General features: G+C 65.9%; 11 protein-coding genes. 5 read left to right on the top strand and 6 right to left on the bottom strand.

Annotated features, from left to right (window positions below):
* Nucleotides 1-40: 40 nt before the first annotated feature.
* Complete coding sequence (locus DEM26_RS12850; protein WP_075775964.1) at nt 41-772, top strand: SDR family NAD(P)-dependent oxidoreductase; 732 nt, start codon at nt 41-43, stop codon at nt 770-772.
* A 6-nt stretch (nt 773-778) separates the two neighbouring features.
* Here DEM26_RS12850 and plsY read toward each other — a convergent pair whose 3' ends face one another.
* The 4 genes from plsY to DEM26_RS12830 are packed head-to-tail and all read right to left on the bottom strand — an operon-like array spanning nt 779 to nt 4141.
* Nucleotides 779-1387, bottom strand: coding sequence for a glycerol-3-phosphate 1-O-acyltransferase PlsY (plsY, locus tag DEM26_RS12845; RefSeq protein ID WP_075775965.1), 609 nt, complete (start codon nt 1385-1387; stop codon nt 779-781).
* 19 nt (nt 1388-1406) lie between these two features.
* Nucleotides 1407-2687, bottom strand: coding sequence for a dihydroorotase (pyrC, locus tag DEM26_RS12840; protein ID WP_109172575.1), 1281 nt, complete (start codon nt 2685-2687; stop codon nt 1407-1409).
* A 10-nt stretch (nt 2688-2697) separates the two neighbouring features.
* Nucleotides 2698-3183: a hypothetical protein gene (locus DEM26_RS12835; protein ID WP_077701094.1), complete on the bottom strand. Its 486-nt coding sequence runs from the start codon at nt 3181-3183 to the stop codon at nt 2698-2700.
* Nucleotides 3176-4141 carry an aspartate carbamoyltransferase catalytic subunit gene (locus DEM26_RS12830; RefSeq protein ID WP_075775967.1) on the bottom strand — a complete coding sequence of 322 codons (966 nt, stop codon included), beginning with the start codon at nt 4139-4141 and terminating at the stop codon, nt 3176-3178. The genes DEM26_RS12835 and DEM26_RS12830 overlap by 8 nt, the downstream gene beginning before the upstream one ends.
* A gap of 98 nt (nt 4142-4239) precedes the next feature.
* Between DEM26_RS12830 and DEM26_RS12825 the strand changes: the two genes are divergently transcribed.
* From DEM26_RS12825 to DEM26_RS12815, 3 genes are all read left to right on the top strand, one after another.
* Nucleotides 4240-5064 (top strand): uracil-DNA glycosylase, encoded by an 825-nt coding sequence (locus DEM26_RS12825; RefSeq protein WP_088720334.1) that lies wholly within the window; start codon nt 4240-4242, stop codon nt 5062-5064.
* Nucleotides 5065-5226: 162 nt separating this feature from the next.
* Nucleotides 5227-6687, top strand: a complete 1461-nt coding sequence (locus DEM26_RS12820; protein WP_109172574.1) for an efflux RND transporter periplasmic adaptor subunit — start codon at nt 5227-5229, stop codon at nt 6685-6687.
* Nucleotide 6688: 1 nt separating this feature from the next.
* Nucleotides 6689-10057, top strand: a complete 3369-nt coding sequence (locus tag DEM26_RS12815) for an efflux RND transporter permease subunit (protein WP_109172573.1) — start codon at nt 6689-6691, stop codon at nt 10055-10057.
* Nucleotides 10058-10081: 24 nt separating this feature from the next.
* On the opposite strand, the gene DEM26_RS12810 is transcribed toward DEM26_RS12815, so the two are convergent.
* Nucleotides 10082-10939 (bottom strand): protein-disulfide reductase DsbD domain-containing protein, encoded by an 858-nt coding sequence (locus tag DEM26_RS12810; RefSeq protein ID WP_109172572.1) that lies wholly within the window; start codon nt 10937-10939, stop codon nt 10082-10084.
* A 174-nt stretch (nt 10940-11113) separates the two neighbouring features.
* Between DEM26_RS12810 and DEM26_RS12805 the strand changes: the two genes are divergently transcribed.
* Nucleotides 11114-11674, top strand: coding sequence for a YqgE/AlgH family protein (locus tag DEM26_RS12805; protein ID WP_075776024.1), 561 nt, complete (start codon nt 11114-11116; stop codon nt 11672-11674).
* A gap of 83 nt (nt 11675-11757) precedes the next feature.
* On the opposite strand, the gene DEM26_RS12800 is transcribed toward DEM26_RS12805, so the two are convergent.
* Nucleotides 11758-12720 carry an L-threonylcarbamoyladenylate synthase gene (locus DEM26_RS12800; protein ID WP_109172571.1) on the bottom strand — a complete coding sequence of 321 codons (963 nt, stop codon included), beginning with the start codon at nt 12718-12720 and terminating at the stop codon, nt 11758-11760.
* Nucleotides 12721-12811 lie beyond the last annotated feature (91 nt).

The raw sequence follows: 12811 nt of genomic DNA, 5'->3' as shown, positions 1-12811 counted from the left end.
CCGACTAGGGTCGGGAACGCGCTGACGGGGAGTTCGAGTGATGGACGATCGCAAAGTAATGCTGCTGACAGGGGCGAGCCGCGGGATCGGCCACGCCACGGTGAAACGTTTCGCAGCCGAGGGGTGGCGAGTGATTACCTGTTCGCGCCAACCGTTTCCCGAGCAATGCCCGTGGGGCGGCGGCCGCGAAGACCACATTCAGGTCGATCTCTCGAAGCCCGACGAGGTGATCGACGCGATCGCAGATATTCGCAGCCGGATCGACGGGCGGCTGCATGCCTTGGTGAACAATGCCGGGATTTCGCCCAAAGGGCCCGAGGGCGAGCGGCTCAATACGCTCGACACCGATCTGCGTACCTGGGGGCAGGTGTTCCACGTCAATTTCTTCGCCTCCATCGTGCTTGCGCGCGGGTTGGTCGAGGAACTGTCGGCGGCGCAGGGGGCTGTGGTCAACGTGACCTCCATCGCCGGGCTGCGGGTGCATCCTTTCGCGGGGGCGGCCTATTCCACGTCGAAGGCGGCACTGAAGGCGCTGACGCGCGAAATGGCGCATGATTTCGGGCCGCTCGGCGTGCGCGTGAACGCGATCGCGCCGGGCGAGATCGAAACCTCGATCCTCAGCCCCGGCACCGAGAAGATCGTCGAGAACCTGCCGTTGCGCAGGCTCGGCCAACCGTCGGAAGTGGCGGATGTGATCTGGTTCCTGTGCTCGGACGCGTCGAGCTACGTCACAGGCACCGAGATCGAGGTGAACGCGGGCCAGCACGTCTGAGGTGGCTCAGGTCTTCTTGCCGATCTTCGGCTCCGTGCCCATTGCAAGGCGTGCGATATTGGTGCGGTGGCGCCAGAAGATCAGCACCGACAGGCCCGCCGCCAGCATCATCAATTCGCGATAGCCGAGGAAATAGGCCAACGGTACCGTCGCCGCCGCCGAAACAAGTGCGGCGAGCGAAGAAATCCGCGTTACCACCGCGGTCACCAGCCAGACGGCGCAGGTCGCGAGACCCACAGGCCAGGCCAGCGCGATCATCGTGCCGAGGAAGGTCGCGACCCCTTTGCCGCCCTGAAAGCGCAGCCAGACCGGGTAGATATGACCGATGAAGGCCGCAGCGCCCGCCACCTGTGCGGCGGTTTCTCCCAGCACATAGCGCGCGATGAGAACCGCGATCGCGCCTTTGCCGCTGTCGAGGAGCAGGGTCGCGAGCGCCGCGCTCTTGCTTCCGGTGCGCAGGACGTTCGTCGCGCCGATATTCCCGGAGCCGATCTTGCGCAGGTCGCCCAGTTTGAAAAGCTTGGTGATAACGAGCCCAAAGGGCACGGATCCGAGCAGGTAGCCCAGTGCAGCCACCAGCCCGAGCCATGCGGACCCGTTCTCAATTCCCGGCATGTGCCTGCCCTCGCCTCATTTATGAGTCGTTATTGTTGCTATAAACCTGCACCCCTGCGACGAATGTGGCAAGCGTTTTGCCTTCCATTCGAGCAGTATCGAAGGGGGTATTCTTCGATTTTGAGCGCAATTTAAACCTGTCGAGCACGAACGGCGCGTCCGGATCGAAGAGCACAAGGTCTGCCGGAGCTCCCTCGGAAAGCCGCCCCTGCGGCAGTCCGAGCCGCTTTGCCGGGTTCAGCGACATCGCCCGGAACAGCTGCGGCAGGGTCAGCTGACCGGCATGATACAGGCGCATCGCAGCGGGCAGGATCGTCTCTAGCCCGACCGCGCCAGAGGCCGCTTCCTCGAAGGGCAGGCGCTTGGATTCCTCGTCGGCGGGCGTGTGGAGCGAGCAGATCACGTCGATCGTTCCGTCCGCCACCGCCTCGATCACCGCGAGCCGGTCTTCCTCGTCGCGCAGCGGCGGCGTCAGTTTGAAAAAGGTTCGGTAATCGCCCACGTCGAGCGCGTTCAGAGTCAGGTGGTGGATCGAGACCCCGGCGGTGACATCAAGCCCCGCCGCCTTCGCACGGCTCAGCGCGGGCAGGGCCTTCGCGGTGGTGATCTGGTCGGCATGATAGGCGAGGCCCGTCATCTCCACCAGCGCCAGATCGCGGTCGAGCCCCATCCGCTCGGCCATCGGGGACACGCCGGGAAGACCGCGCAGTGAGGCGAATTTGCCCGAGGTGACGGCGGCGCCTTTCGACAGGACCGGTTCCTGCGGATGGCCGATCACCAGAGCGCCCAGATGGGCCGCATAGGTGAAGGCGCGTTGCAGCACCTTGGTCTGATCCGAGACGCGCGTGACATCGGTGAAAGCCACCGCGCCGGCATCTTTCAGAAAGCCGATCTCGGTCATTTCCTGCCCGTCGCGGCCCTTGGTCAGCGCCGCCATATGGAGGATACGCACCGGCGCATCCGCTGCACGGCGGGTGACGAATTCCAGCGTCTCGGGATTATCGATGGCAGGCTGCGTGTCGGGACGGGCGATGATGGTGGTCACGCCCCCGGCTGCGGCCGCCAGCGCCGCCGTGCGGAAGCTTTCCATGTGACGCTCGCCCGGCTCACCGATCTTCACCCCCAGATCGACGATCCCCGGCGCGAGGCATTTGCCGCCGCAATCGATCACCTCGGCATCGGCGGGCGCGGACATGTCGCCGATCGCCGCGATCCGGTCGCCGTCGATCACCACGTTTCCGGTAGTTTCGGTCAGTGCCTCGGGGTCGATCAGGCGGGCGTTTTCGAGGAAAAGGGTCATGCTTCGTGCCTCACTTCGCCACCAGTTTGCGCGCGGCCCGCGCGCTCTCGATTTCGCGCACCACCGGGCCTGCATCGGCGAGGTGGCGGATCAGATGCTTGTCGCCGCTTTTCGTCACGACCTGCACGTCGCCCATCAGCGAGCGTACCGCGTCAATCTGCAGAAGCATCACCTGTTTGCCCTGTGGTCCGATCAGGCGGCGGTCGGTCAATTGCCAGCGCCGCGCGAAGGCCTCCGAGCGGAAATAGAGCCCGCGGGCAGCCATGCCGACCACGATGGCGAAGCTCGCGATCACCACCTGATCGGGTTTGCCGAGCCAGAACAGCACCGCCGAGACCAGCACCGCACCGATCACCGCCAGAACCGCATGGTCGGTCCAGTAGCGTTTCTTGTCCGCCGTGAAGACGGCCAGAACTTTCTCGCCCTCTTCCAGCGGCAATTCGCTTTCGGGGCCGGGGCGGTAGTTGAGAACCTCGTCGCGCTTGATCTCAGACATAGGTACCCTCCGTCAAAGCGCGCCCGCGCTCTGCCCGCAGGTTGCGCGCCAAGAGGTCCATCACCGCCATGCGCACCGCCACGCCCATCTCGACCTGTTCCTGAATGACCGAGCGGTTGATGTCGTCGGCGATGGTGCCGTCGATCTCCACGCCGCGGTTCATCGGGCCCGGATGCATGACGATCGCGTCTTCCTTGGCATAGGCGAGCTTCTCGGCATCCAGCCCGTAGCGGTGGAAATATTCGCGCTCCGACGGGATGAAGCCGCCATCCATCCGCTCTTTCTGAAGCCGCAGCATCATCACCACATCGGCGTCGCGCAGGCCTTCGCGCATGTCGTGATAGACTTCGCAGCCGAATTCGCCCACGCCCGAGGGCATCAGCGTCGGCGGCGCCACGAGGCGTACGCGGTTCTCCATCTTGCCCAGGAGGATCAGGTTGGAGCGCGCCACCCGGCTATGGGCGACATCGCCGCAGATCGCGACCGTGAGGCGCTTGATCCGGCCCTTCTCGCGCCGGATCGTCAGCGCATCCAGAAGTGCCTGCGTGGGGTGTTCATGCTTGCCGTCGCCCGCATTGATCACCGCGCATTCGACCTTCTGCGCCAACAGATCGACCGCGCCGGACGAGCCGTGCCGCACCACCAGCAGATCGGGATGCATCGCGTTCAGCGTCAGCGCGGTGTCGATCAGGGTTTCGCCCTTCTTCACCGAGGAGGTCTGCATCGACATGTTCATCACGTCCGCTCCGAGCCGCTTGCCCGCAAGCTCGAAACTCGATTGGGTCCGCGTCGAATTCTCGAAGAACATGTTGATCGCGGTCATCCCGGCCAACGCGTCGGTCTTTTTCACCGTGCGACGGTTCAGATCCACATATTGTTCGGCGAGGTCGAGAACGGTGAGGATATCCTCGGGGCTCAGATGTTCGATCCCCAGCAGGTGCCTTGGGCGAAAAGCCATTGCGCGATGCTCCGGTTAGACTGCGACGCTTATGGCAAACGGGGGGGCGGGCGTCCAGCCGCTTTACCGTCGCAGCGCCCATGAGGTAGGGTCGCGCAATGGAGACTCAGCCGACCCCGGAAATCGACTATCACGCTGCTCTGGCCGCCCTCGAATGGCAGCTGGAAATGGGCGTCGACACCGTCATCGGTGACACGCCGGTCGACTGCTATGCGCTGCCCGATAAATCCGCGCAGGCCAAGGCGAAGGCGCCCGAGGCGGCGCCCGTGGCGGACCGGGATTTGCCGCCGGTGGCGCAGATGGCAAAGATCGAGGGCCCCGATCCGGTCGTGGTCGCGCGTGATGCAGCGGGCAAGGCCGAGACGCTCGAAGCTCTGCGGGCCGCAATCGACGCCTATGAGATGTGTGATCTGAAGCTCGGCGCGCGCAATACGGTCTTTGCCGATGGCAAGCCTGCCGCGCGGGTGATGATCATCGGCGAGGCGCCGGGGCGCGAAGAGGACCAGAAGGGCCTGCCCTTCGTAGGCCGCGCCGGTCAACTGCTCGACAAGATGTTCGGCGCGATCGGTCTCTCGCGGCAATCGCCCGATGCCGAGGCGGCGCTCTATATTACCAATGTCCTGCCTTGGCGTCCGCCGGGCAATCGCGACCCCGCGCCTGCCGAGATCGCGCAGATGCTGCCATTCCTCGCCCGCCATGTCGATCTGGCCGATCCTGACCTGATCGTTCTGATGGGCAATGCGTCCTGTGCGGCGGCGCTGGGCAAACGCGGCATCCTGCGGCTGCGGGGCACATGGGCCGAGGCCTTCGGGCGGCCTGCGCTGCCGATGACCCACCCGGCCTACCTGCTGCGCAATCCGGCGGCGAAGCGCGAGGCATGGGCGGATCTGCTGCAAATCCGCGCCCGTCTCGATCAGGTGTAAACCGCGCCAAACGGTCGCGCTTTCGTGAAAAAGTGACGGACGCGGCCCCGTGACGCGTAGAGATAACCATTCCCTGCGCCTATTTCGGCAAGGTAACATGGAAATCGCGCGACCGTGGGCAATCGCGAGCGCCCGCGCCACTGATGACTGATCGGAGATGCCATGCGCTTTCTCACCCGCTCCCTGATGGGGCTGTTTCTTTTGGCGCTGACCGTCGGCCTGCTGGCGATGGGCGGCTTCTCGATCTTTCAGGCGATGCAGGCCCGCAATGCCGAGAGCGGGCGTGCGCCCACTGCGCGCGAAAGGATTTTTGCTGCCAATGTGATCCCGGTCACCTTCAAGACGATGTCGCCCGTGCTGACCGCCTATGGCGAGGTGCGCTCGACCCGCGAGCTGGAACTGCGCGCCTCGGCGGCAGGCACGATCGTCGAGCTTGCCCCCGATTTCGAGGATGGTGCGGAGGTTGAGAAGGGCGCGCTTCTGGTCAAGCTGGACCCGGCGGAGGCGCAGGCGGCACGCGACAGCGCGGCTGCGACCGTGGCCGAGGCCGAAGCCGCGCTTGCGCAGGCCGAGCGCGCTTTGACCATCGCGAGGGACGACGTGACGGCGGCGCAGCGGCAAGCCGATCTGCGGCTCAAGGCGCTCGACCGGCAGCGCTCGCTCTCGGAGCGGGGCGTCGGCTCTGCTGCCAATCTGGAGACTTCGGAACTGGCGGCCTCGGCGGCCGATCAGGCGGTGTTGAACCGCCGCTCGGCATTGTCGACTGCGCAGGCGCAGCTCGATACCGCGCGCACCTCGCTGACCCGCGCCAAGATCGGCCTGACCGAAGCCGACCGGAAACTGACCGATACCGAGATTCGCGCCGAATTTTCCGGGCGACTGGCCGAGGTGAACGCGGTCGCTGGTGGGCTGGTGTCGAATAACGAGATGCTGGGCAAGCTGATCGACCCCAACGCGCTGGAAATCGCCTTCCGCGTCTCCACCGCGCAATTTGCGCGCCTGATCGACGCGCGGGGCGCGCTGCGCGATCTTCCCGTGGGGGTGGAGCTGGTCGCGGGCGAAGAGACGCTGACCGCCAAGGCAGAGCTTTCGCGCGTGTCGGCGGCGGTCGATGACGGGGTGACGGGGCGCCTGCTGTTCGCGCGTGTCACCGACGGTCTGGGCAATCTGCGTCCGGGCGATTTCGTGACCGTCCGGCTGGAGGAGCCCGCGCTCGAGAATGTCGCCGAGATTCCCGCCGCGGCGGTCGATGCGGATGGCACGGTTCTCGTGCTCGGCCCGGAAGACCGTCTGGAAACCGCCGATGTCACCGTGCTGCGCCGTCAGGGCGACGCCGTCATCATCCGCGCCGAATTCGCGCCCGGCACCGAGATCGTCGCCGAGCGCACGCCGCTTCTGGGCCGTGGAATCAAGCTGCGTCCGATGCGCCCCAGTCAGTCGCAGGCGGCCGCCGGACCGGAGACGATCAATCTCGATCCCGAGCGCCGCGCCAAGCTGGTAAGCTTCGTCGAAACCAACAAAGTCATGCCCGATACTGCCAAGCAGCGGTTCCTTGCCGAGCTGAAGCAGGACGAGGTGCCCGTCGCCACCGTCGAGAAGCTCGAATCCCGGATCGGAGGCTGAGATGCGCTCCGACCTCGATCCGCGCGAATTGCCGCCCGCCCGCGGGCTGATCGGCCTCTTCACCCGCCACGCGACGCTGGCGAATATCGTGCTGGTCGTGATGATCTGCGCGGGGCTCGTTGCCCTGCCGCGGATGCGCGCGCAGTTCTTCCCGGACTCGGTCGAGGAATCGATCACCGTCTCGGTGAAATGGGACGGCGCTGGCGCGGAGGAGGTCGACCGGGCGATCGTTCAGGTGCTGGAGCCGTCACTGATCTCGGTCGAGGGGGTGGAAGCCTCGGACAGCCGAGCCTCGGAAGGCTCGGCGCGGATCAGTCTCGATTTCGAACCCAGCTGGGACATGTCCCGCGCGGTGAACGATGTCGAGAACGCGTTGGCCTCGGCAGGCGATCTGCCCGAGGGGGCCGAAGACCCGGAAGTCGCACGCGGCGTCTGGCGCGAAACGGTGACCGACATGGTGATCACCGGGCCGCTCTCGCCGGAGCAGTTGGGCCGGCTGGGCGACGAGGCGGTCGTGCGGCTCTACCAGCAGGGCGTCACGCGCACCTCGCTCGCCGGGATCGCCGCGCCCGAGACGGTGGTCGAAGTGCCGACCGTCTCGATGATGGCCCATGACGTGACGCTGACGCAGATCATCGATGTGATCTCCGCCGAGGCGAATACCGATCCGGCGGGCGAAGTGGCGGGCGGTGCCACGCGGGTACGCACGGGCGAAGAGCGCCGCTCCGCCCCCGAAATCGAGAACCTCGTGATCCGCACCGAACCGGATGGTTCGCAGCTGACCGTGGGCGACGTCGCAAATATCCGGGTCGAGGGCGGGGACCGCAATCAGGCCTATTTCGTCGGCGACAATCCGGCGGTGGTGATCAATGTCGCGCGCTCTGCGGCTGGCGATGCGATCGCGATCCAGCGCAAGGTCGAAGGCGTGATCGACCAGATGCAGCCGACGCTGCCGGCGGGCACCTCGATGGATCTGGTGCGCACGCGCTCCGACGCCATCACGCAGCGCCTCGATCTGCTGGTGGGCAACGGGGTACTGGGGCTGGGCCTCGTGCTGGTGCTGCTGTTCCTGTTCCTCAATGCGCGCACGGCCTTCTGGGTGGCGATGGGGATCCCGACCTCGATGGCTGCGGCTCTGGCGGTGATGTATTTCACCGGGATGACGCTCAACATGATCTCGATCTTTGCGCTCATCCTGACGCTGGGGATTGTCGTCGACGATGCGATCGTGGTGGGCGAGCATGCCGATTTCCGCGCCCGCCATCTGGGAGAGCATCCCACGCTCGCCGCCGAGAATGGCGCGCGGCGCATGGCCGCCCCGGTCTTCGCCTCGACCTTGACCACGGTGATCGCCTTCGCCGGGCTGACCGTGATCGGCGGGCGCATGGGTAATATGATCGTCGATATTCCCTACACGGTGATCGCGGTGCTTGCTGCCTCGTTGATCGAGTGCTTCGTGATCCTGCCCAACCATATGAGCCACGCGCTGCGGCATACGTCCGAGGGCAAATGGTACGACTGGCCTTCGCGGCAGGCGAACCGAGGCCTCGACTGGTTCCGCCGCGTGGTGATGAAGCCGTTGACCCGCCTCATCGTCATCGGGCGCTACCCGGTGATCGCGGCGGCAATTGCGCTTCTGCTGTGGCAGGTCAGCTTCGTGATGTCGGGCAAGGTACAGTGGCGCTTCTTCAACCCGCCGGAACAATCGACGGTGAACGGCGCCTTCTCGATGGTCGAGGGCGCGACGCGGGCCGACACCGAAGAGATGATGCGCGCGATGCAGGCGACCGTCACCAAGGTCGCGAAGGAGTTCGAGGATGAGTACGGGGTGAACCCGGTCGAATACGCGCTGGGACAGATCGGTGGCGCGTCGGGGCGCGGGTTGGCCTCTGCCGATACCAAGGATGCCGATCTTCTCGGCTCGATCTCGATCGAGGTGATCGACCCCGATTACCGGCCCTATTCCAGCTTCGACTTCGTCTCGCGACTGCAGGCCGAAACGCCGCGCATGCCGCTGGTCGAGGAGATCAGCTTCCGCCGTTTCCGCTCCGGCGGGGCAGGGGACGGTATCGCGGTCCAGTTCTCGGGTAGCGAGACGCGCATCCTGAAGGAGGCCGCCGAAGACCTGAAGACGCAGCTTGCGCAATTCCCCGAAGTCTCGGCGGTGGAGGACAACCTCGCCTATGACAAGCAGGAGTTGATCCTTGATCTAACCCCGCAGGGCGAGGCGCTGGGCTTCGATATCGCGACGCTGAGCCGAGAATTGCGCGCGCGCCTGAACGGCACCGAGGCTGCGAGCTTCCCCGACGGGGTGCGCTCGGCCACGATCCGGGTGGAGCTTCCCGAGCAGGAACTAGCTGCGGATTTCATCGACCGGATGCAGTTGCGCGCACCGGGCGGCGAATGGGTGCCGCTGGCCGATATCGTCTCGGTGCGCAGCCAGACGGGCTTCTCGACGATCCGGCGCGAGGATGGCGTGCGGCAGGTCTCTGTCACCGGCGATGTCTCCGAGGACGACCCGGCGCGGGCCAACGAGATCATGGCGCGGATCAGCGACGACATCCTGCCCCGCATCGCCGAGGAGCGCGGCGTGGCCTATACGCTCACCGGGCAGGCCGAGCAGGAGCGCGACTTCCTGAGCGACGCCATGATGGGCCTGATCATGTGCCTGATCGGCATCTACATCGTGCTGGCGTGGATCTTCGCGAGCTGGACCCGGCCGATCGTGGTGATGTCGGTGATCCCCTTCGGCGCGGTCGGCGCGATCTGGGGCCACTACATCTGGAACCTGCCGATGTCGATGTTCGCCGTTGTAGGCGGAATCGGCATGGTGGGGATCATCATCAATGACGCGATCGTGTTGATCTCAACGGTGGACGAATATGCCGAACGACGCGGCATGGTGCCCGCGATCGTCGACGCGGTCTCGGATCGTCTGCGCCCGGTGCTGCTGACGACGCTGACGACGGTTCTGGGCCTCGCGCCGCTACTCTACGAACAGTCGAGTTCGGCGCTGTTCCTGAAATCCACTGTCATCACGTTGGTCTACGGTCTGGGCTTCGGGATGGTGATCGTGTTGCTGGTCGTGCCCGCGGTGCTGGCGGTGCAGCTCGATTTCGGGCGGCAGGTGCAGGCGGTGCGTCACGGCGTGCGGGTCCTGCGGCTGCGCGCTGTGCTCGCCGGGGTCGCCGCGCTGATGGCGTTGGGCTTCGCGCTCACGCTGGGCCGCGCGATGTGGAAGGGTGAGGTGCTGATGCCCGCCTTCGGAGGCTTCGCGCTGATCGCGGCGATGGTGGCGATGGGGGCGGGGCTGATCGCGCCGCGGCTATTGCGCGGCCATATCCGCCACAGGCCGCCGCCCGAAGTCTGAGAAGCCCGACGCCTGAAGGGGTGATTACTCGGTGCAGCCCATGATCTCGACCGCGCCGCGATCGGAGAGCACGGTGATGCGTAGATCGCTCGGATCGAGGTCGAAGGGCTTCGCGTCGGGCGGCACGAAGTCGGCGCTCGTCACGAGGGTGTCGCCCTCGCGGTGGCTGTCGGCCTCGGACACCCAGACCGGGCGCGAGGCCAGTTCCAGAAGGGTATTTTCCTTGCCGATCGCGGGCGGCAGGTCGATCCGCGCCGTGAGTCGCACCCCGTCCTTCTTCGGCTCCGTCTCGCAGCGCGTCGGCGGGTCGATCTGGCGTGGTTCGCGTGCAAGCGCCGCCTGAATCTTCGGATCGGTGGTGCCGTCGACGGTGACCTCCGTTTCCAGCTGCAGGCTGACCGGCACGCAGATATTCTCGCAGATCCCGATCATCACATCGGCTTTCAACTGCACCGGCTTGTCCGGGTCTTTCGGCGTCACCGAGATCGGCAGCACGACGCCGTCGTGATAGCCGACGGTGCGCATCCCGGAGGACAGGAACACTTCCGGTGCGGGCCAGTGGACCACGGCGGAGGCGAGATTGCTCGACCCGGTGAACTGAATATGCGGCGGGATGCCTGCATCGCCCGGCGAGCGCCAATAGGTCTTCCAACCGGGAGCGAGCGCGATCTCCAGCGCCGCCATACGGGCGCCATTCGCGCCTTTTCCGCCTGCGCGCAGCTGCGCCTGTTCCAGCCCCGGGGGCGTCGGCAGTGCGGGCATTGATGCCTCCTGCGGCGCGACCTGCTCCTGCGCTGCGATCTGCGCAACAGCTTCCTGCGCCGCCACGCCAAGCGGGCAACAACCGAGCAGAATTCCCATCACTGGTAACAAACGTGTCATATCTTTTACCTAGTCGCTTCCCTGCACGTTCAGAAGTCACAAACGCGACAGAAGCGTGCAACATTTTGTCCAGGCGCGTCACAATACCAAACAATTCCTGCGTCCGGCTTGAATCGACGTCTTCCCCGCGCCACCTTGAATAGAGACGGGATGCATTTTGCGAAGGGGATCGAGATGGACCTGACAGGCAAGTTTCTGATCGCGATGCCCGGCATGGGCGATCCGCGATTCGAGCATTCGGTGATCGCCGTATGCGCCCATTCCGATGAGGGTGCGATGGGCTTGATCATCAACAAGCCCTTGCCTTCGCCGGCCTTCTCGGACCTTCTCGAAAGCCTCGATATCGACCGGCCCGGCGCGGATATCCGCCTCGATCAGCCGATCCTGTTCGGTGGCCCGGTCGAGACCGGGCGCGGCTTCGTGCTGCATTCGCCCGACTGGACGACCGGCGAGGGCCAGATGGAGGTCACCGATCGCCTGCGCATGACCGGCACGCGCGACATTCTCGAAGACATCGCGCGGGGGCGCGGCCCGAACCAGGCGCTGATGGCGCTGGGGTATGCGGGCTGGGGGCCGGGGCAGCTTGAAGAGGAAATCCTCGACAATGGCTGGCTCACCGCCGACAGCGATGCCGATCTCGCACTCGATAGCGATCACGAGACGAAATGGGTGCGCGCGCTGGAAGGCATGGGGATTGACCCGAGGACGCTTTCGGCTGCAGCGGGGCATGCCTGAGGGCTGAATGGAGGAGGGGGCGCTGCCCCCTCGGCGCGTTTGCGCCTCACCCCCGGGATATTTTAGCCAAAACGAAGACGCGATCAGTCGCGCGGCGCCGCCGCGCGGCGCAGGCGGTCGTTGATCGCGCGACCGAGGCCGGTTTCCGGGACCGGGGCGAAGGCGAGCGTGTCGAGGCCGCGCGTCTTCGCCAGCGCATCGCCTTTGCGCAGCATAGCGAAAAGATTTGCGGCGGCTTCGGTCAGATCGCCTGAAGGCGACAGGTTCAGATCGGCGGTCGGGCAATCGCCGCCGAAGCCGATCCAGACCGCGTCGGGGCGCGGGGCGGTCACGTCCAGCAGCACGGCCGCGCCCGGCGCGTAATGCGATTTGAGCTGCCCCGGTGCATTTGGTTTGGATGCGTCACCGCCGGTGGGCAGTGGCTGGCCGATCAGTGCCTCGATCTCTTCGGCCGCGACCCCGCCGGGGCGAAGCAGCGCGGGCGGGTCGAGCGCGAGAATGGTGGATTCCACCCCGACCACGCAGGGCCCGCCGTCGATCACCGCCGCGATCTTGCCGTCCAGCCCGTCAATCACATGCTGCGCTGTGGTCGGGCTGATCTTGCCGGAGGGGTTCGCGGAAGGCGCGGCGAGCGGCCCGCCGAATTCCGTCAGCAGCGCGCGGGCGACCGGATGCGCGGGCAGGCGGATCGCGACCGTGTCATGCCCGGCGGTCACCAGATCGGAAAGCCCGGCATCGGGGCGCAGCGGCAGCACCAGCGTCAGCGGTCCCGGCCAGTAGCGCGCGGCGATCTGGCGTGCATCGTCAGAGACCACGGCGATCTCTTCCGCCGCCTCGATCGAAGGCAGATGCACGATCAGCGGATTGAATTTCGGACGTCCCTTCGCCGCGAAGATGGCCGCCACCGCGCGGTCGTTGCGCGCATCGCCTGCAAGCCCGTAGACCGTCTCAGTCGGCATCGCGACCAGTTCGCCCGCGCGCAGCAGGGCGGCTGCCTGTGCATAGCCCTCGGCATCGGCGGAAAGGAGTTTCGTGGCTTGGCTCATGCAGTCGTGACGCAGCGTTGGAGTTGAAGGGGGCTGCCCTTGCGGTAGGGTATCGGCAACCCGACAGGACATAGACGCGCGCGCGGCAATT

The organism is Thioclava sp. NG1, from assembly GCF_003122275.1.
In the GTDB taxonomy this organism is placed as follows: domain Bacteria; phylum Pseudomonadota; class Alphaproteobacteria; order Rhodobacterales; family Rhodobacteraceae; genus Thioclava; species Thioclava nitratireducens.
Note: the sequence above shows the minus strand (reverse complement) of the source record. Positions and strands in the feature narration are given on the sequence as shown.